General features: G+C 71.9%; 16 protein-coding genes. 6 read left to right on the forward strand and 10 right to left on the reverse strand.

The annotated features are described in order from the left end of the window. Positions 1-216 precede the first annotated feature (216 nt). The 3 genes from LZ198_RS20100 to LZ198_RS20110 form a co-directional block, all read right to left on the reverse strand. Positions 217-1698 (reverse strand): FG-GAP repeat domain-containing protein, encoded by a 1482-nt coding sequence (locus LZ198_RS20100; protein WP_253973630.1) that lies wholly within the window; start codon positions 1696-1698, stop codon positions 217-219. Between the two features lie 214 nt (positions 1699-1912). Continuing rightward, positions 1913-2770 carry a bifunctional transcriptional activator/DNA repair enzyme AdaA gene (locus LZ198_RS20105; RefSeq protein ID WP_253973631.1) on the reverse strand — a complete coding sequence of 286 codons (858 nt, stop codon included), beginning with the start codon at positions 2768-2770 and terminating at the stop codon, positions 1913-1915. A 129-nt stretch (positions 2771-2899) separates the two neighbouring features. Then, positions 2900-3094, reverse strand: a complete 195-nt coding sequence (locus LZ198_RS20110; RefSeq protein WP_253973632.1) for a hypothetical protein — start codon at positions 3092-3094, stop codon at positions 2900-2902. A 516-nt stretch (positions 3095-3610) separates the two neighbouring features. Between LZ198_RS20110 and LZ198_RS20115 the strand changes: the two genes are divergently transcribed. After that, positions 3611-4267 (forward strand): glutathione S-transferase family protein, encoded by a 657-nt coding sequence (locus LZ198_RS20115; protein WP_253973633.1) that lies wholly within the window; start codon positions 3611-3613, stop codon positions 4265-4267. 431 nt (positions 4268-4698) lie between these two features. Next, positions 4699-6015 (forward strand): alpha/beta fold hydrolase, encoded by a 1317-nt coding sequence (locus LZ198_RS20120; protein WP_253973634.1) that lies wholly within the window; start codon positions 4699-4701, stop codon positions 6013-6015. Between the two features lie 15 nt (positions 6016-6030). On the opposite strand, the gene LZ198_RS20125 is transcribed toward LZ198_RS20120, so the two are convergent. The 5 genes from LZ198_RS20125 to LZ198_RS20145 all read right to left on the reverse strand — a co-directional run bounded on the left by LZ198_RS20125 (position 6031) and on the right by LZ198_RS20145 (position 12459). Then, a complete protein-coding gene (locus LZ198_RS20125) occupies positions 6031-7125 on the reverse strand; it encodes a potassium channel family protein (protein ID WP_253973635.1) in 1095 nt (364 codons plus the stop codon). A 14-nt stretch (positions 7126-7139) separates the two neighbouring features. Further along, positions 7140-8345 (reverse strand): twin-arginine translocase subunit TatC, encoded by a 1206-nt coding sequence (locus tag LZ198_RS20130; RefSeq protein WP_253973636.1) that lies wholly within the window; start codon positions 8343-8345, stop codon positions 7140-7142. A 36-nt stretch (positions 8346-8381) separates the two neighbouring features. Further along, positions 8382-8939, reverse strand: a complete 558-nt coding sequence (locus LZ198_RS20135) for a Sec-independent protein translocase subunit TatA/TatB (protein ID WP_253973637.1) — start codon at positions 8937-8939, stop codon at positions 8382-8384. A gap of 135 nt (positions 8940-9074) precedes the next feature. After that, positions 9075-10361: an MFS transporter gene (locus LZ198_RS20140; protein WP_253973638.1), complete on the reverse strand. Its 1287-nt coding sequence runs from the start codon at positions 10359-10361 to the stop codon at positions 9075-9077. A gap of 40 nt (positions 10362-10401) precedes the next feature. After that, the gene (locus LZ198_RS20145) at positions 10402-12459 is read right to left on the reverse strand and encodes a methyl-accepting chemotaxis protein (RefSeq protein ID WP_253973639.1); all 2058 of its coding nucleotides are present in this window, start codon (positions 12457-12459) and stop codon (positions 10402-10404) included. A 120-nt stretch (positions 12460-12579) separates the two neighbouring features. Between LZ198_RS20145 and LZ198_RS20150 the strand changes: the two genes are divergently transcribed. Together LZ198_RS20150 and LZ198_RS20155 are read left to right on the forward strand one after the other, a co-directional pair. Further along, entirely contained in the window at positions 12580-13608 is a 1029-nt protein-coding gene (locus tag LZ198_RS20150; RefSeq protein ID WP_253973640.1) for a histone deacetylase family protein, read from the forward strand. 94 nt (positions 13609-13702) lie between these two features. Continuing rightward, positions 13703-15526, forward strand: a complete 1824-nt coding sequence (locus tag LZ198_RS20155) for an AsmA family protein (RefSeq protein ID WP_253973641.1) — start codon at positions 13703-13705, stop codon at positions 15524-15526. A gap of 7 nt (positions 15527-15533) precedes the next feature. Here the strand turns inward: LZ198_RS20155 and LZ198_RS20160 are convergent, their stop codons facing one another. Continuing rightward, positions 15534-16814 carry a threonine/serine exporter family protein gene (locus LZ198_RS20160; RefSeq protein WP_253973642.1) on the reverse strand — a complete coding sequence of 427 codons (1281 nt, stop codon included), beginning with the start codon at positions 16812-16814 and terminating at the stop codon, positions 15534-15536. 228 nt (positions 16815-17042) lie between these two features. Between LZ198_RS20160 and LZ198_RS20165 the strand changes: the two genes are divergently transcribed. Next, complete coding sequence (locus tag LZ198_RS20165) at positions 17043-18545, forward strand: arylsulfatase (RefSeq protein WP_253973643.1); 1503 nt, start codon at positions 17043-17045, stop codon at positions 18543-18545. Positions 18546-18596: 51 nt separating this feature from the next. Here LZ198_RS20165 and LZ198_RS20170 read toward each other — a convergent pair whose 3' ends face one another. Further along, positions 18597-18995, reverse strand: a complete 399-nt coding sequence (locus tag LZ198_RS20170) for a response regulator (RefSeq protein WP_253973644.1) — start codon at positions 18993-18995, stop codon at positions 18597-18599. 197 nt (positions 18996-19192) lie between these two features. On the opposite strand from LZ198_RS20170, the gene LZ198_RS20175 reads away from it, so the two are divergent. Beyond that, complete coding sequence (locus LZ198_RS20175) at positions 19193-19954, forward strand: SDR family NAD(P)-dependent oxidoreductase (protein ID WP_253973645.1); 762 nt, start codon at positions 19193-19195, stop codon at positions 19952-19954. The last annotated feature ends 11 nt before the right edge of the window (positions 19955-19965 follow it).

Genomic DNA, 19965 nt, shown 5'->3' on the forward strand with positions numbered 1-19965 from the left:
TCGATGAACCAGTAGCCCGGGACGAAAGAGGCCAGCGCTGGATGCGGTCGAAGTGCGGAGAAGGCCCTGGAGGCGACCCGGGCAGGCAGGCGGCATGACGTCGCGCCCCCCCTCCGCGCCGCGCCACGTGGCGGCGGCGGGGGGGCACGCGCCGCCCGCCGACGGCGAGGGGAGGCCGGAGCCAGGAAGCGGCCCGGCCGTCCCTCCTTGGCTGGCTCAGTAGTTCGAGCCGGTGTTCGAGATGCGGTACATGCGCATGTCCTTGGCGCAGAACGTGCGGCGCGCGAGCAGGTGCTTGGGCTGACCCGCGACGGCGCGGACCAACTGGTAGCTGGCGTTGCTCCCGCCGTTGTTCGCGAGCGGCCAGTCGCCGATGGCGAGCGCCGCGGGGCTGTAGTTCTGGTTCGACCAGTTCCAGGTGAACTGGCTGCCGTTCCAGTCGGACGTGGTGGCCCAGCCCGCGGACGGCCCGTTCTGGATGAAGAACCACTCGTCCTTCGCATCCACGGAGTCGATGTTGCCCACCAGCATCACGTCGCCCGCGGCCTGCGGATAGCCCACGCCGGCGATGTTGCCGGAGCCGTAGTTGCTCCAGCCCCAGTTGAAGTTGCCCCCCTGGTAGTAGAAGGTCGTCGCCCAGCCGCCGAGGCCCAGCAGTTCATCCTGACCGTCGCCGTTGGTGTCGCCGCCGTTGCGCAGGTTGGAGCGGTAGGGATACATGCCGTGCGCCGTGCTGCCGTTGGTGCTCGCGAGCCAGTCCCAGCCCGAGCCCGCCGCGTTCAGGCGGAAGAGGGTGATCCACCCGCTGTTGCTCACGCCGACGATCTCATCCTTGTTGAACGGCGAGGAGCCGCTGTTGCCCGACAGGTCGAAGTTGCCGGAGATGAGGTAGCCGCCCGCGGTGGAGTGCGCGTAGAGCTGGTCGGAGGTGCTGCCGTAGTTGCTCCAGCCCCAGTTCCACGTGCCGTTGTCGAAGTGGAACAACGTCACCCAGGAGGAGGCGAGCCCCAGGGCCTCGTCCTTCCCGTCCCCGTCGAAGTCCCCGATGACGAGGTTGTTGCGGTAGTCGTAGATGCCGCCACCCGCGGAGGTGGAGCCATAGTTGCTCCAGCCCCACTCCCAATCGTTGTTGCGGTAGTGGAACATGGTCATCCAGCCGCCGGTGTCGACGGCGAGGATGTCCTCGGCGCCGTCGCCGTCGAAGTCACCGATGTAGTGCTTCGCGTAGCCCGCGACGCCCGACTGGCTCGTCGCCGTCCAGACCTTCGTCCACCCCGGGCTCGTCCCGCCGACGGAGACGGTGGTCGTGCTCACGTCCACGAGCTGTCCCAGGATGTTGTAGATGCGGAACGTCACCGTGACCGTCTGCCCCGACGAGAGGCCCCCGGGGAGGATGCCGCTCAGGGTGACCTGCGACGAGCCGGTGATGGCCTGGTACGTGCCGATGGCGATGCCGTTCCAGGACGCCTGGAGGTTCTGGATGGTGAACGGGCCGGACTGCGACAGCGTCATCAGGTAGTTGCCGCTGGCGAGCGCGCCCGAGTACGTCCCGCTGTAGTTCACGAAGCTCTGGCCGGAGCCCACCAGCGTCCCCGCGCAGAACGTCACGGCCGCGGCCAGGGAGACCCCCGGCAACGCGAGCGCGAGCGCCAGGAGGAGGGAGGGAAGCCGGAATATCGACAGGGCAGACCGTTTCATGGAGAGCCTCGGGGGAACGACCCGCGCGAGGTTGCGCGGGGGTTTCCTGCCCCAAAGCACCACGTGTGCCACGAGGCGCGCGCACGAAAGCCCAGACACGCGCCCGCGCCCCTGTCACCTCCCGGGCTACACGGCCCGTGCGTCCTGTGACGAGGCCCGCTACAGGCAATCCGTCGTCACCCGGATGACGCAAGACGCCGCCGCGGCGGCGTGCTCACGCGCGTGCCTCGTCCTCCGCGCCGTGGCGCAATGCCTCCCACGCGAGCATCACCTGCTTGCGCTCGGGTCCCCAACGGTAGTCACCGAAGACCCCCGTCTTGCGCAGCACGCGATGGCAGGGGATGAGCAGCGCCACGGGATTGTCACCCACCGCGGAGCCCACCGCGCGCACGGCCTTGGGCCGGCCAATCGCTTTCGCGATGTCCTCGTACGTCGCCACCTCGCCCGGGGCGATGCGCAGCAGGGCCTGCCACACCTGTACCTGGAAGGGGGTGCCCTTCACCAGGACGGAGAGGGATTCGGGCTGCTCGGCCGGGGCCTCCGGGAAGATGCGCGCCGCCCACGGCGCCGTGGCCTCCCGCGACGCCACGAAGGTGGCGCGGGGCCACTCGGCCTGGAGTGAGTCCAACGCCTCCCGCGTCGAGCCGGTGGAGAGGAAGTGCAGGCCGCAGATGCCCCGCTCGCAGACGGCGACGAGCACGTCCCCGAAGGGCGAGGGGTGCACGCCGTGCGAAATCGTCAGGCCCGCGCCTCCCAGCTTGAACTCGCCCGGCGTCATCGCCGTCAACGTGACGAACAGCTCGTGCAGGCGCCCGCCTCCGGACAGGCCCACCGCGTAGGAGGTGTCGAGCACGCTGCGCCGCTCGGCCAGCAGCCGGCGCGCCGAGCTGAGCGTGTGGACCTGGAGGAAGCGCTTCGGGCTGATGCCCGCCCAGCGGGTGAAGAGGCGCTGGAAGTGGAAGGGGCTCAAGCCCACGTGGGCCGCCGCGTCGTCCAGGGACGGCTGCTCGCGCGCATGGGCGTCGAGGTAGAGGATGGCCTGCTCGATTCGAGCGTAGTCACTGGTCGCCATGGTCGGGTGCTCCGTGGGTTGCGTCTGCCCCTGGTATGGCGCCCGGCCTCCCGTCCTTCAACCCGGTTCTTGCGGTGCGGCGAACGCCCCGCCCTTTCGGGACGAGGCGCCTGGGAGCCGCGCGCGGGACTAGAGACAACGACAGATGGCGCTCACGCACCGGCCCAGCCCGACCCCACACTTGACGTCGCAATCCTCGTTGATGGTGCAGAAGCCCTTCGGCCCCACGTCCTCCGGCGACACGGGCGCGGGTCGTGCCCCCGCGACGAACCCCGCTCCGAGTCCCAGCACCAGCGCGACACCCACCAGCATCGAACGCAGCATGTGACGGACCTCCCTCTGGCGCGGACCACCCGCGCGGCGACAGGATGGCAGCCCGCTCACCTCGCCACGCCACCGCGTCCCCCGCCAGTCGTTGACTCAATGACAGACGGTGGGCGGCCCGCCAACGCCCCGCCAGCACTGCGCGAGGCGCCGCGGGCTCCGGACTACATGCAGGCGCAGATGCTGTGGAAACAGTGCCCCAGGCCCTCACCGCAGAAGTGGTCACAGTCCGAGTTCCGAGTGCAGAAGCCCGTCGGCCCCGCCTCGGTGGGGGCGGGGCGTGCCCCCGCCGCGAAACCGGCTCCGAGTCCCAACACCAACGCGACACCCACGAGCAACGAACGCATCATCTGGTCGATCTCCCTGTCGGGCGCGGCCTCTCCGCGCGGGGCCAGGATGACAGCTCCGTGAGGGTGAGACCACAACGCGGGTGAAGGACAGACATACCGCGCCGCGGCGAACCTTCCGGCAAGAAGCGGGTCGCCCCGGCGACGCGAGGCTTCTACGGTATGCCCCATGACAGACGTCTCCGGGACGTTCCCCCGCTTGTATGACCATGCGCCCTCCGCCAACGGCTACAAGGTCCGGCTCCTGCTGTCGTGGTCGGGCACGCCCTTCACCCTCGTGCCCGTGGACATCTTCGCGGGCGAGAGCCACACCGAGCACTTCCTCCAACACAAGAACCCCGATGGCCGCATCCCGGTGCTGGAGCCCGAACCGGGCCGCTTCCTCGCGGAGTCCAACGCCATCCTCCTCTTCCTCGCGGAGGGCACGCCGCTGCTCCCCCAGGACGCCTTCGAGCGCGCCCGGGTGCACCAGTGGCTCTTCTTCGAACAGAACACCGTGGAGCCCAACGTGGGCACCGCGCGCTTCTGGAAGCTGACCGGCCGCGCGCGCCTGCACCCCGAGGCGTTCGCGCTGCGCGTCGAAGCCGGCCGCCGCGCCCTGACGACGTTGGAGCGCCACCTCGAGCGCCACACGTTCCTCGTGGGCGAGCGTCCCACCGTCGCGGACATCGGCCTCTATGCCTATGTGCACGTCGCGCCCGACGCGGGGATTTCGCTCGAGCCCTTCCCCCACGTCGTCGCGTGGCTCGCGCGCGTGAAGGCGCTCCCGGGCCACATCGGTCCGCTGGCGCCCTACGCCGCCAACGCCATGGTTCCGGCGTCGTGAGAGGGGATTCACGGCGAACCCGGGATGCACGGCCGCCTCGCCGCGCTCGCCGTGTCACGAAGCCCTCACACCGCGGCGCGCCCACGGAGGTCGGCTTGACTCGCGCGGGACGAGCGTCTATCCGTAACAGCCGATGACGTCCTTCTTCGCCATGATGATGCGTCGAATGTCGATGCGCGGTGGGCTCCCGCCCGCCAGCGTTGGCTGACGACCGCCGTCCTGCCGACCCTGGCGAATCCCGGAGCCCACCACCCCGCGAGGGTCGGTGGGCTTCGTCGTTCCAGGGCCCCTTCCGCTTCCTCGCCCACCCCTGACTGGAGCGCAGCGAAGCCCGCCCCCACGCCTCTCCCGAGCCACGCCTCCCCGCCTTCCCTTCCCGCCGGGTGCGCCTCGCGCGCCCGCGACGGCCCCGTCTTGCCTGGAGTCACCCCATGGCCTCCGCGCCCACCCGCGCCACCTCACCGCGACTCTTCGACGTCTCCCCGCCGGACCTGCCCCTGGAGGCGGGCGCCCGCCTCGCCCCCCACCTCGTGCGCGGCTGGTGGTGGGGCCCCGACGAGGACCTGCCCTGGCTGCACGCCCGCGCGCGCGTGCTGACGGAGGACGCGGCGCGCTCCGCCGCCTACCAGGTCGTCCGCCGCACGCGCGACGAGCAGCGGCAGGTCGTCGACGAGGCGCGCCGCCACGGCACCCTCCGGCCCTCCTCGCGAATCCCCACCGTGCTCCTCGTCCACGCGCTCACCGGCGACATGCGCGCGGGAGGCCCCGGCGGCTGGTGGGAGCCCGTCATCGGACCGGGGCGCGCGCTGGACCCCACGCGCGTGCGCCTCCTGTGCTTCAACAACCTGGGCTCCTGCTACGGCACCACGGGCCCCGCCGACGAGGGCTTCCCGTGCCGGCTCGACGACGCGCGCTTCGCCCCCGCCCCCACCCTGGCGAAGGGGGACCTGCGCCTGGACGAGCGGCACCTGCCCGCCACCGTCACGCCCTGGGACCAGGCGCGCAGCATCCTCCTGGCGCTGGACGCGCTGGGCGTGGACGACGTCGCGCTCGTCGCCGGGGGCTCGCTGGGAGGCATGGTCGTCCTGTGCCTCGCGGCCCTCGCGCCGGAGCGCTTCGCGCGCATGGCCCCCATCGCCACCGCGGAGGCCGCGTCCGCCTGGGTGGTGGGGCTCAACCACGTCGCCCGTCAGGCGCTGCTGCTCGACCCGGGCTTCCCCCACGCACCCGAGCGCGGGTTGGAGCTGGCGCGCCAGCTCGCCATGCTCACCTACCGCGCGGAGCCCGGGCTCGACGCGCTCCAGCGCCGCCCCGCGGACTGGTCCTCACGCGCGCTCCACCCCGTACAGAGCTACCTGGAGCACCAGGGCCGCAAGCTGGAGGCGCGCTTCGACGCCCGCGCCTACCTCGCGCAGCTGGGCGCCATGGACCACCACGACCTGTCGCGCGGCCCCGTCGGCGGCGGCCTGGAGCGCATCCGCGCCAGCGCCCTGTGCGTGGGCATCGACCGCGACCAGCTCTTCTTCCCCGGACACATGGAGGCCCTGGCCCGGCGCCTGCGCGCGCTCGGCCGCCACGCCGAGCACGCGGAGCTGTCCAGCCCGTACGGCCACGACGGCTTCCTCGTGGAGTGGGAGCCGCTGGCCGCGCTGCTCACGCGGGCGCTCGCGCTGCCGTCCGGCCTGGGCCCGGCGCCCTCCACGCTCGCCACGGCCCCCGCACGCCCCGCCGCGTCGCGGACGGCGTGACGGCGGCGCGGGCGCTCAGCCCGCCTTGCGCTGCCCGGGCATGGGCGGCGGCGGGTCCTGGTGGGACCAGATGGGGGGCTCCGACTCCCCCGCGAAGGCGCGCAGCCGGCAGTAGTCCGGGTACGACGACTGGACGGTCAGCACGTCGCCGCGGCGGATGACCTCGTCGCCCACGGGGTGGAGCTGCTCCTCGTCGCCGCGCATGAGCGCCAGCGACAGCCCGCCGAACCGGTCCCGCACGTCGGAGACGGTCACCCCGGGGAGGCCCTCGCGCGCCTCGAAGAGCGACACCACCATCAGGTGCTTGCCCAGGTGGAACGAGTGGACGATGCGCGGGTCCATGGCCGCCAGCGCCATGGCGGGCGCCGCCAGCGACGAGCTGGAGAGCGCCTCCGCCTTGAAGGTGTCGCGCACCTTGCCGCTCAGGTCCTCGTCGAAGAGGCGGATGACGACGCGGATGTTGGGGTTCAGCTTGCGCGCGTCCAGGGCGATGTTGAGGTTGGCCAGGTCGTCGTCCGTGGCGCAGACGATGGCGGAGGCGTCCTTCACGTTGGTGCGCGGCAGGCACAGCGGGCTGCGCGTGTCGTCGATGAGCAGCGGGACGTTCTCGTCGCGCAGCGCGGAGACGAAGGCGGCGTCCTCGCGCTTCTCCACGACGACGATGTCCTTGCCCATCTCCCGCAACTGCGCCACCACGCGATAGCCCACGCGCCCGGCCCCACACACCACGACGTGGCCCTTCATCGTCTCGGTGACCACTTCGATCCACTCCTTGTCGTTCTTGTGCCGGGCGAAGAACAGGTAGGCGAAGCGCACGACGCCGTCAGCGACCAGCGCGATGCCCACCGGGGGGATGACCACGTTGAGCAGCTCGATGAGCCAGTCGTGCACGTAGGGCAACGACGGCTGGCCGTAGAGCAGGAAGTAGACGTGGTGCAGCGCCTCGCCGAAGGACAGCTCGTCCCCGTCCGGCGCGCGATAGCGCCAGTGGTAGAGCAGCGGTCCGCCGAGGAAGAGCAGCGCCGCCAGCACCAGCGTGGTGCGGAAGCGCCGCACCAGCGCGCGCAGGTAACGGAGATTGGCCCGGAGGTGCCGGCGGTTGGCCACCATGATGACTCCCGAGCCTACGCCACCGGCGTGATGCCCGTCTCCGCCGCGTTGCGGGCCCGGCGCTTCTCCACCAGCCACACGAGCAGGACGCCCAGCTCGTAGCACATGAGCATGGGGCCGGCCATGAGCGACAGGTTCACCACGTCACCGGTGGGGGTGATGATGGCCGCGGCGATGAGGCAGAAGACGAAGGCGTGGCGCTGGTACTTGAAGAGCCACTTCGACTGCACCACCCCCACGATGCCCAGCAGCGCCATCACCAGCGGCAGCTCGAAGATGATGCCGAAGGCGAGGATGAGCAGCAGCACCAGCGACAACTGCTCGTGCATGGTGAGCATGGGGCGCGTCCACCGCTCCGCCTCGTGCCGCGCCTCACCCGCGGACAGCTCCTTCTCCAGCTTCCACAGGGTCGACAGCTCCTCGGTGTGCGTGGGCGCCACGCCCGCCAGCAGGCTCGCCGCCTCGTCCATGGCGAGCGACGCCGCCGCGTAGTCCGCCTTGCCGTAGGCCTTCACCGCCAGGACGCGCTTCTCCACCGCCTGCTTGAGCACGCCGCGCGCGGAGGCGCCGAAGCCGTCCGCCGCCGCGTCCACCAGCCTGCCCAGCCCGTCCAGGCGGGACTTCAGCTCCACCGCCTCCGAGGGGGCCCGGTCCGGCTCCTTCAACTGGCCCTCGCCGTCCGCGAGCAGCCGGGCGCTCGTCTCCTTGGCCACCGCGCCCGCGCGCTCCGCGTCCCCCACCCGCAGGAAGCGCAGGGCGTCGTCCGCCTCGAAGCGCGCCGTGTCCAGCCGCTGCTCCAGCGCCAGCGTCTCCTCCTCGTTGAGGAGGAACTTGAACATGGAGGGCAGCACCGCGAAGTAGCAGAAGCTCGCGCCGAGGATGAAGGCGACGGAGCCGAAGATGACGAAGGGCGCCGCGTACTTGCGCTCCTCCGGGAACAGGCCCGGGGAGACGAAGCCCCAGATCTGCCAGAGGATGACGGGCGTGGTGAGGAAGATGCCGCAGTACACGCCCACCTTCATGAGGACGTTTATCTCCTCGATGCCGGACGTGTAGATGAGCGCGCGGTTGCCCTCCGGCAGCGCCTCGAGCACGGGGCGCATCAGGATGCCGAAGATGGGCTTGGCGAACAGCAGCGAGGCGAACCCGAGCGCGAACACGGCCAGGGTGCACTTGAGGAGGCGCGCGCGGAGCTCCGTCAGGTGCTCCATCAGGCTCATCCGCAGCTCGTCGGAAGCAGGCTGGGAACTCAGGGGTCAGCTCCGTTTCGGCGCGTTGCGCGCCACCGTGCCGGGCAGGGGCGCGAGCCGAGGCAGGCCGTCCGCGCCGACGCTCTCGACGGCGGCGGAGGACGGCGGGGTCGTGGAGGGGGCCGCTTCGGCGGCGGGCGCGGCGGGGACCTCCGCCGGGGGCGCGTCGGAGGGCACGGGCTGCGCCAGCGCCGCGGGCGCGGGGGGCGCCTCGTCCAGCCCCAGCGGGGGGTGGTGGGGCGAGGGGGCGACCTCGTCGACGGCGCCCGTCATCGCCATGGGCGGCAGCGCGTGGGGCACGTCGTCCGGAGGCGTGGCCTGCGGCGCCGGGGACTGGGCGAAGTTCGTCCCGGGTCGCACCGGCGGGGTGGGCGGCGCCTGGAACTCGTTGTCCATGGAGTAGAACTCCCGCTCCACCACGTTGCGGACCTCGTCCGTCTGGCGGCGGAACTCCCGCATGAACTTGCCGATGGCCCGAGCCAGCTCCGGCAACCGCTGCGGCCCGAGCACGAGCAGCGCGGCCACCACGATGAGCACCATTTCGCCTGCGCCGATGTTGAGCATGGTCTGACGCGCACTCCCCGGAAAGCAGCCCGGTTTATCGCGCCCCGGGCCCGCTGGCGCAACCGCTCGACGCATCCGGACGTCCGCCCGACACCGCGGGCGGGGGGCGGGCGGGCCGGAGACCGCCCCCACATACTACTGGTGTGAGTGGGCCTCGGCGGGTAGGGAGACGGCCTCCCCCTGGGAGGGCGGCGGCGGCGCGGGCGCCCGGGCCTGCTCCCGGGAGCGCACGTGCCGCTCCACCAGCCACAGCATGGGGGGCAGCGACACCGTCAGGGCCATGGACACCCAGGCCACGTGGGACATCCCGCCCAGCCGTCCGTCGGGCAGGTCCGTCAGGAGCTGGGAGCTGAGGATGGCGCCCAGCGCCGCCGCCATGTGCTGGATGGAGGACTGCAGCGACATGAAGCGCGCGCGCACCGCGGCGTCCGGCACGCGCGAGGTGAGCGTGTTGTACGCCACGTTCCGCACGCCCATGAACGCCATGAAGAAGACGAAGAGCAGCGGGATGGGCAGCCACCACGGGAAGTCCACGAAGCCCAGGTAGGTGGTGACCAGGAGCATCACCGAGCCGACGGTGCCCACCTTGAAGGCGCCCAGCCGGTCCACCAGCTTGCCGGTCACCCGCAGCGTGGCGAAGCTGACGATGCCACCCACGAAGTACGGGAACCAGAGCATGTCCCGCGGGTAGCCCAGGTTCTGCTGGAGGTAGGCGGAGATGTTCGGGACGAGGACGAAGCCCGCCATCATCACCACCGCCGTCATGACGTACGACAGCTGCACCTCCCGCCGGCCGAGCAGCTCCAGCACGCCCACGCGGTGCGCGGGCCCCCTGCCCTCCTTCAGGTGCCCGCGCACGGGCGGCAGGAAGAAGGTGGCGCCCAGCACCACGGCCAACCCCAGGCCGGCGACCACGAAGAAGGGCAGGCGCCAGCCGCCGTACTCGGCCAGCTTCAGGGCCATGGGCACGCCCGCCACGGAGGCGACGGAGAAGGCCCCCATCACCGCGCCCAGCGCCCGGCCGCGCCGCTCCACCGGAATCACGTCCGCGATGATGGACAGCGACAGGGACGTGGCCGGCCCGCCGAACACGCCCGCCATGACGCGCGCCAGGAGCAGCGTGGACAGCCCCGTGGCCAGGCCTCCCGCCGCCGTGGCCGCGACGAGCCCCAGCATGGAGACCGCCAGCGCCTTGCGCCGGTCGAACCGGTCCAGGAAGTAGCCGCCGACGAGCCCCGCCACGCTCGCGGCCGCCGTGTACGCCCCGCCGATGGTGCCGATGTGCGACGACGCGATGCCCAGGCCCTTGCCGAAGTCGGGCCCCAGCGGCATCACCATCACGAAGTCCAGGATGTTGACGAACTGCACCGCGCCGATGAGGAACACCACCCAGCGCTCGGACACCTGTCGTTCGGTCGGCATGCCCCCCTACTCCTAAGCCATTGTGGGGCGGCGTGCACGACTAGACGCGGAAGCGGCGCACCTCGCCCCGGAGGATCTCCGCCTGGCGCTGGAGGTTGTCGATGGCCTCCTCCAACTGCTTCACCGAGCGCGTCTGGTGCTCGGACACGCCCTTGATGGTCTCCACCGCCTTGAGCACCTGCTCGCTGCCCTTGGTCTGCTCCTTCTGGGCGCGGTTCAGGTGGGTGACCATCTCGTTGATGCTCTCGATGGAGCGGGTGATCTGCTTGCTGCCGTGCGCCTGCTCCTGGCTGCTGCGCTGCACGTGGGCGGTGAGCATCTTCATCTTCTCGGCGGACTTCATGATCTGCTCGCCGCCCTTGGCCTGCTCGTTGGAGGCCTTGGAGATCTGCTGCACCGTCTCGCTGATGCGGTGGATGGAGGCGGTCACCTGCTTGCTGCCGCGCGCCTGCTCCACGGTGGCGCGGGCGATGGCCTTCACCATCTGCGTGGACTTCTGGGTGCTGTCGTTGATCTTCCGGAGCGCCCCTTCCGCCTCGCGGCCCAGTTGCACACCCTCGTCCACGTTGCGCGCGCCCTGGTTCATCACCACCACCGCGTTGCGGCTCTCGTCCTGGATGCTGCGGATGAGCTCGGCGATCTCCTTGGTGGAGGCGCCGGTGCGCTCGGCCAGGTCCTTGATCTCCTCCGCCACCACCGCGAAGCCCTTGCCGTGGTCGCCCGCCTGCGCGGCGATGATGGCGGCGTTGAGCGCCAGCAGGTTGGTCTGCTCGGCCACGTCGTCGATGACGTTGAGGATGTTGCCGATTTCGGAGATGCGCCGGCCCAGGCTGTCGATGACGTCCGCCGCCGCGCGGCTGGTCTCCTTGATGCGGTCGATGCCGGTGAGCGTCTTGCGCAGCGCCTCCACGCCCGTCTGGGCGTCGTCGAAGACCTGCTCGGACAGGCGCGCCGTCTCCTTGGCGTTGGCCTCCACCTGACCGATGGCCGCGTCCATCTGGCTGATGGCCGAGGACGTCTCCTCCGTGGAGGCGGACAGCTCCTCGATGTTCTTGGCGACCTCCTTGATGGAGAAGGTCATCTCCTCGATGGCGCTGGTGGTCTCCTCCACGCTGGCGGCCATGGCGGTGACGTTCTCCGCCACCTCGTCGTTGGTGGCCGCCATCTCCATGATGGAGGAGCTGCTCTCCTCCGCGCTCTGGTAGAGGACCTCCACGTTCTCCGCGATGCCCCGCAGGGACGCCATCATCTGCACCATGGAGGAGGACGTCTCCTCCACGCGCGCCTGGACGGTGCCGGCGCCCGAGGACACGGTGGTGCCGGTGCGGTGGATCTGCTCGATGACGCCGGCCACCACGTCCGACACGCCGCGCACGCGGCCCAGGGTGTCGCGCCAGCTCTGGGCGATGCGGTTCAACGCCTCCGCCAACAGGCCCAGCTCGTCGCGCGAGTCCACGTCCACGCGGCCGGTGAGGTCCGCCTCCGCCAACCGGCGGGCCATGGTCATCATCGCGTCCAGGGGGACGAGGATGAACGCGCGGGAGATGAAGAAGGCCACGACCAGGAACAGCGCCAGGCCGATGCCGAACGCCAGCAGCACCACGTTGCGCAGCGAGCTGACGACCTCCTCCAGCGAGCTGAAGTCCACGGTCACCAGCACCTGGGCGGGACCCTCGCGCAGGTTCACCGGGCGGGCGACGACCTTGTTGCCGTTCTCGAAGACGAAGCCGTCCAGCGACGCGCCGGGCGCGGACTCCAGCCGCTCGCGCAGGCCCTTGAGGAGCCAGGCCTCCGCGCCGCGCGGGTGCGTGGCCACCACGCGGCCGTCCGCGGAGAGCACGGAGATGACGGCGAAGTCGTCGTCGCCGGCGTGCACGCTCTCCAGCAGCGGCGGCAGCACGGCGATGGGCTGGTCCACCAGTTCGGCGGCGGCCTGGAGGGCCTTGTCCTCGCCGTGCTTGGTGAGGCGCGTCTCCAGGAACGCCTCCACCCGCGAGGGGACGACGAAGTAGAGCGTCCCGAGGATGAGCGCGAGCACCACGGCGAAGGAGCCGAGCAGGATGCTGCGCAGGCCGGGTTTCTTGATGCGCGGACTCAAGCCGGGGCACTGTAGGGAGGGAAACACCAGCAGGGCAAGGACCGGGACCCGGCCCTCGCCCGCCCCTCCGCCCGGCGGGAGCCTGTCCTCCGCCGGTCAGGATGCGTAAGGTCACGCCCGATGAAGCCCACCCTGCTGCTGACCGACCCCCTGTTCCTCCAGCACGACCCGGGCGAGGGCCATCCGGAGTCCCCCGCGCGCCTGCAGCGCATCCTCGGGGTGCTGGCGCGCGCGCCCGTGCGGGGCACGGTGATGGCCTCGCCGCGCCCGGCCACGGACGCGGAGTTGGAGGCGGTCCACACCCCGGCGCTCGTCGCCCGGCTGAAGCAACTGAGCGGGCAGCGGGCGGTCATCGACGCGGACACCCAGGTCTCCCCGGACAGCGTGGACGCGGCGCGGCTGGCGGCGGGCGCGTCCATCCAGGCGGTGGAGGCGGTGATGGCGGGCCAGGCGCGCAACGCCTTCGCCCTGGTGCGGCCGCCCGGCCACCACGCGGAGCCGGACCGGGCCATGGGCTTCTGCCTGTTCAACAACGTGGCCATCGCCGCCGAGGCCGGGCGCCGGCTGGGCGCCGAGCGCGTCCTCGTGCTCGACTGGGACGTGCACCACGGCAACGGCACCCAGGCGGCCTTCTGGTCCCGCCGCGACGTGATGTACCAGTCCGTCCACCAGTTCCCCTACTACCCGGGCACGGGCGCCTCGCCGGAGGTGGGCGTGGGCGCGGGCGCGGGCTACACCGTCAACGTGGGCCTGCCCGGCGGCAACTCCGACGCGGACTACGGGATGCTCTTCGAGGAGCTGCTCCTGCCGGTGGCGGAGGCGTACCGGCCCCAGCTCGTGCTCGTGTCCGCGGGCTTCGACCCCCACCAGGACGACCCCATCGGCGGCATGGACGTCACCGAGCGCGGCTTCGCGGCCATGTGCGCCTCGCTGCGCGCGCTCGCCGAGCGCGTGTGCGACGGCAAGCTGGTGCTGCTGCTGGAGGGCGGCTACTCCCTGGAGGGCCTGTCCCAGTCCGTCCACGCCTGCGTCGAGGTGCTGGCGGGGCGCGGCGACAGCTTCCCCGCGGGCGACGTCCACACGGACGCCCGGGAGGCGCTGGCCGCGGGCCGGCAGGCCTTGAAGCCCTACTGGAGCGCGCTGGGCTGAGGCGCCCCGGACGACACCCCACCCCCGGGGGCGATGCTGGGCGGCGCGGCGATGACTATCTCCGTGCGCACCCCGCAGCACCAGGAGGGCCGGGATGTCCATCGGAGCGTCCCCGGCCCCCACCGCCCGCGCGCCGCGCGTCCGGTGGCGCCGCGCCCTCTTCGGGGTGCTCGCGGTGGTGCTCGCCTTCGAGGCCCTGCTGAACGTGGCGCTCAACGTGGGGCTCGTGTCGGGCCTCCTCCGGGCGACCACGCCGCACACCCGCCTGGACTGGAGCCAGGGCTGGTGGCTGTGGCCGGGCCCCGTCCACCTGCGCGACTTCTCCCTGAAGGAGCGCGACAACCGGCAGGCGTGGCGCGTCGACGCGGCGCGCGTGAAGGCCCATGTGTCGTTGTTCCGGCTGCTGACGCGCAAGGTGCTCGCCCACGACGTGGAGGCCCACGGGCTGGTCTTCTGGCTCACCTCCGAGCCCGCCCTGGAGGCCCGCCCGACCGGGCCCCCGGCGCCACACCCGTGGGTCATCGAGCTGGACCGCGTGACGGTGCGCGACGTGCGGGAGGTGAACTGGGAGACGCTGCGCTACACGGGCCCGTGCGAGGTGGACGGCTGGCTGCACGTGGTCGCCGGGCAGCGGTTCACCGCGGGCCTGGAGCGCCTCCACCTGGCTGGCGGGAACGTGGAGTCGAAGGGCGAGCGCGTCGCGACGCTGGAGCAGGTCGACGGCACCCTCGTGCTCGACAACATCCAGCCGCCCCTGGAGGCGGAGCACCGGGTGGATGGACACATCGACGTCCGGGTGGACCTGTTCGACCTGGGCTGGCTCTGGCCGATGCTGGGCAGCAGCAGCAGCCACGCCGGCATGCCGCGCGGAGGCGCGGGCCAGCTCGAGGCCCGCCTGCGGTTCCACCGGGGACACCTGGCCGCGGGCAGCCGCGTGGAGGCGCGGGGCGCCGAACTGGAGGTCGCGCTCGGCCCCGCGAAGTTCCACGCCCCGTGGAGCCTCCATGGAACGGTGACGCAGGAGCAGGACCAGCTCACCCGGGGCGAGCTGACGGTGCGCTTCGCCCCCGTGCGGGTCGAGGGGCACGTGGGGACGGTGGCGAGAATCCCGGAGGTCTCCCTGACCCTCCACGCGCGCTCGCACGGGCCCGACGCGTCGACCATCGACCTGGAGCAGCAGGTGCGCATCGGCCGAAGCCACCCCATCGACTTGCGGCTGTTCAACGCGTGGACGGGGAAGACGTTCCAGGTGGACTCCGGCACGGCCACCCTCTCCGGCCGGGACACCCCTGGCCCCGTGAGGGAACCCCACCGCCTGAACCTGCTGTTGAAGACGGACCTCGTGGAGGGGCGCTGGGCGGGTAACGCGCGGATGCTCGGACAGGCGGACTTCGACATCGACGCGCGCCGCGTGTCACTCCAGGGCAAGGCCATGAGCCTGGAGGGGACGCACGTCGAGCTGAGCCACGTGTCCATGGACCTCAAGCGCATGCAGATACGCGCCTGGAGCGGCCAGTTCAGCCTGCCCGCCGCCACGCTGAACCTGGAGCCCGTCGCCCTGGAGACGCGCTTCTCCAGCACCTTCGCCAACTCCGACCCGTTCGTCGCCCTGCTCACCGCGGAGAAGGCGCTGCCCACCTTCCTGTCGCCCCTGTTCAAGGCGAAGGACCTGAAGGTCACCGGGTGGTTGAGGATCAGCGACGCGGGCCTCCAGGTGCGGGACCTGCACGCCACCGCGGAGGGCGGCCTGGAGCTGCGGGGATGGGTGGACACCCGCCGCGGCGTGACGAACGCCCTCGTGCTCGCCACCGCGGGCGGCATCACCGGCGCCATCGAGATCCACCCCGGCCACCACCACCTGCAGCTCCACCACGCGCGCCGGTGGTTCGAGAAGCGCCTGCGCGCCCCCGCGAAGTAGCGCGGCGTCACACGCCCGGCGGGCCCGCGCCCTTCGTCGAGGGCGGCGTGGCGCGCGCGTCGTGGGACAGCCCCAGCATGGAGGCGAACACCAGCCCCATCACCAATTGGAGCGCGACGAGGAACACCTCGAAGAGCTTCGCCGGGTCGCCCGCGCCCTGCGCGCCCAGCAGCGCGAGCATGGCCCGCGTGCCCACGAAGCCGGGCGCGAGCTGGAGCAGGCCGGGATAGATGAGCGTCGCCGGCAGCCGGTCCGGCAGTCGTCCGTAGAGCTGCCCCGCGACGCCGAGCACGAACGCGGACACCAGCGGGCTGCCCTGCTCGCCCAGGACGTGCTTGGAGAGCTCCTGGATGCCCCACGCCAGCAGCACCGCGCCGACGATCCAGGGCGTGTCCCGGCGCCGCGCGGACATGCAGACGCTCAGCGCCAGCCCGCCCACCGCGATGACGAGCGCCAGCACCAGCTCCGGCAGCTGCGTCGCCCGCGTGGGCGACGGGAGCGGCGCCCAGAGCGTCCAGAGCGTGCCCGCCGCGGCGAGCCCCACCCCGAGCATGAGGAAGCGCAGGAGGCCATAGGTGAGCCGCGACAGGCCGGCCTCCACCGACTCGTCCACCAGCTCCGCCGCGCCCAGCGTCACCACCATGGCCGGCACCAGCAGCGTCACGCCGCCGAAGAGGGCGCGCACAGGGTCGAAGTCGGGCAGGACGTGCGTGAGCGCGAGCGAGAGCAGCGCCCCGAGGAACGCCGCGAGGAAGCTCTTCTGGAGGTCCACGCGCTCCGACTTCAGCGTGCCGTAGTGGATGAGGCCCGCCAGCACGCCCACGACGAAGGCCGCCGCCATCTCCCAGCCGCCCCCGCCCACGCGCGCCGCGACGGCCGCGCCATAGACGCCGTAGGCGAGGAAGACGACCCACTCCGAGTGGGAGGGATGGGGCGCGAGGATGCGCTCCAGTTCGGCGCGCGCCTCCGGGACGCGCAGCCGCCCGGCCGCGATGGACTCCGACAGGAGCAGGAGCGCCGCCGCGCGCCGGAGGTTCCAATGGGGATTGAAGGGCAACCGCGCGATGTCCACCCGCCGGGGCGCGCCGGAGCGGACCTCCGTCACCGCCAGCGTCTGGAGCGTGAAGACCTCCACCTCCAGGCCCCACGCGCGCGCGGCGCGGCGCACGCGCTGCTCCACGCCGAAGGACGGCACGTAGGCCAGGTGGAGCGCCCGCGCCAGGTCGAGCAGCAGGGCCACCGTGGCGTCCTCGTCCCGCCGGGTCCCGGCGGCTGGTGCCTCCCCCATGCGAGCCGCCCCCTCGGCGCGAATCCGGCCCCACCGTCCCCGTCGCGCACCGAAGAAGATGGGGAAGGCCGCCTCGCGCGGGCCATCGCCCTCCGGGGAGGAGCAGGCGCCCCGCGGTGGCGTGTCACGGAGGACGCGCGGGCGGCGGACGGTCCAGCCGGCCGCTCCGCCTTGCCCCGTCGCACGCCGGCTCCCACTCCTACCGCATATCCACGTCAGGGGGACCCGATGGCGACACCGCAGAAGAAGGCCGCGAAGAAGAAGCCCCACATCCTCGTCATCTTCGGTGACGACATCGGCTACTGGAACGTGAGCGCCTACAACCTGGGGGTCATGGGCTATCGCACGCCCCACATCGACCGGCTGGCGAAGGAAGGCGCGCTGCTCACCGACTACTACGCGCAACAGAGCTGCACGGCGGGGCGCGCGGCCTTCATCACCGGCCAGTGCCCGTTCCGCACCGGCCTCACCAAGGTGGGCATGCCGGGCGCGGACGTGGGCCTCCAGCGCGAGGACCCCACCATCGCGGACCTGCTCAAGGCCCAGGGCTACCTGACGGCCCAGTTCGGCAAGAACCACCTGGGCGACCGCGACGAGTTCCTGCCCACCGTGCACGGCTTCGACGAGTTCTTCGGCAACCTCTACCACCTCAACGCGGAGGAGGAGCCGGAGAACCCGGACTATCCCAAGGACCCGGCGTTCCGGAAGCGCTTCGGGCCGCGCGGCGTGCTGCGCTGCAAGTCGGACGGGCACGGCGGGCAGGAGGTGGAGGACACCGGCCCCCTGACGAAGAAGCGCATGGAGACGGTGGACGAGGAGTTCCTGGCCGCCGCGTGCGAGTACCTGGAGCGCGCGAAGCAGTCGGACCAGCCCTTCTTCATGTGGTTCAACACCACGCGCATGCACATCCACACGCACCTGAAGAAGGAGTCCCAGGGCAAGACGGGCCTGGGGCTGTATCCGGATGGCATGGTCGAGCACGACGGGCACGTCGGCAAGCTGCTCGACAAGCTGGAGGAGCTGGGGCTCGCCGGGGACACGCTGGTCGTCTACACCACGGACAACGGCGCGATGACCTGCATGTGGCCGGACGGCGGCATGACGCCGTTCCGCGGCGAGAAGGACACCAACTGGGAGGGCGCCTTCCGCGCGCCCTGCCTGGTGCGCTGGCCCGGCGTCATCCCTCCGGGCACCGTCATCAACGACCTCTTCTCCTCCGAGGACTGGCTGCCCACGCTGCTGGCGGCGGCGGGCAACCCCGACGTCGTGGAGGAGCTGAAGGCCGGCTGCGAGGCCAACGGCAAGCGGTTCAAGGTCCACCTGGACGGGTACGACCAGCGGGAGCTGCTGTCCGGCAAGGGCGAGAGCGCGCGCAAGGAGTTCTTCTACTTCGGCGACGACGGCGAGCTGGTCGCGGTGCGCTACCAGCGCATGAAGCTCGTCTTCGCGGAGCAGAACGCGAAGGGCATCGAGGCCTGGGGTGAGCCCTTCACCTTCCGTCGCGCGCCCCTGGCCTTCGACCTGCGCGCCGACCCGCTGGAGCGCTCGCAGGACGCCGTGGGCTACCAGACGTGGCTCATCGACCACGCCTTCTACTTCGTCCCGGCCCAGCAGGCCGTGGCGCGCTTCCTGTCCACCTTCCGCGAGTTCCCGCCCCGGCAGCGGCCCTCCAGCTTCTCCGTGGACCAGGTCGTGGAGAAGCTCGAGAGCGCGCCCTCCGGCATGCACTGACGCCCGCGCGCCGGGGCCCACCTTCCGTCCAGGGGTGGGCCCCTCGCGGGCTCAGGCGTAGCGGGTGAGGGGGTCGCCGCCGGCCGCCGAGTGGCGGGCCACCATGCCCAGCAACTGCTCCAGCTCCACGGGCTTGCGCAGCGCGCCCGAGACGCGGCGCGAGGACGCCTCGCGCGGGCTCACGCCCTGCCCCGACACGACCACCACGGGGATGGACGCCAGCTCCGCGTCGGCGAGCAGCTGGTCGCGCAGCGCCCACCCGTCCATGCCCGGCATCACCAGGTCGAGCAGGATGACCGAGGGGCGCAGCCCCTGCTCCAGGAGCGCCATCGCCGCGCGCGCGCCCCGGGCCGTCACCGCCTCGTGGCCCTCCAGCTCCAGGATGTCCGTGAAGGCCAGGAGGATGTCCGGGTCATCGTCAACCACCAGTACACAGTTCGGGGGCGTCATGCGGGGGCCTCTTGTATGGGAGGTGACAAGGTGGGGATGCGGGAGGGTCTCCGGCCATCGCCCCGGCGTACGAGGCAACGTCCAGGCGCGCCGTCACGTCCCGCGCCCCCGGTGGAGCCAGCACACACCCGCACGGAAAATGTGCCCCGCCCCCCGCCAACCATGCGAGAAGCTCGCGCGGACGGCAGGAGGATGTCATGGCGGAGATGAGCTACCGGACGGCGTTGGTGACGGGCGCGTCGAGCGGGCTGGGACGGGGGCTGGCGCTGTGGCTGGCGCGGCGGGGCCTGCGCGTGTTCGCCGCCGGACGGCGCGTCACCCACCTCCAGGCGCTCGCCGCCGAGGCCCAGGCCGCGGGTGTCACGGTGGAGCCGGTGGAGCTGGACGTCGCGCGCGCGGACGCCACCCTGGAGCGCCTGCGCGAGCTGGATTCGGAGTGCGGCGGGCTGGACCTGGTGGTGGCCAACGCGGGCGTGGGCGGCGTCACCAACGGGCGCCGCATGGACTGGGACAAGGTGCGCTCCATCATCGACACCAACGTCACCGGCGCCACCGCCACGCTGAGCGCGGTGCTGCCGCAGATGGTGGAGCGGCGGCGGGGCCACGTCGTCGGCATCTCCAGCCTCGCGGCCCACCGGGGGCTGGCGGGGCACGCGGCCTACTCCGCGTCGAAGGCGTTCCTGGCCACCTTCCTGGAGAGCCTGCGCGTGGACCTGGCGGGCACCGGCGTGCGCGTCACCACCATCTTCCCCGGCTTCGTGAAGAGCGAGATGACGGCGAAGAACGACTTCCCCATGCCCTTCCTCATGGAGACGGAGGCCGCCGTGGAGCTGATGGGCTCCGGCATCCTCCGCGGCGAGACGGAGCTGTCCTTCCCCTGGCAGCTCGCCCTGCCCTCGCGGCTGGCGAAGGTGCTGCCCAACCCCCTCTTCGACGTGGCCGCGCGCCGGCTGCGCTGAAGTCCTCCCAC

The sequence above is a fragment of the Myxococcus dinghuensis genome (assembly GCF_024198235.1).
GTDB lineage: Bacteria > Myxococcota > Myxococcia > Myxococcales > Myxococcaceae > Myxococcus > Myxococcus dinghuensis.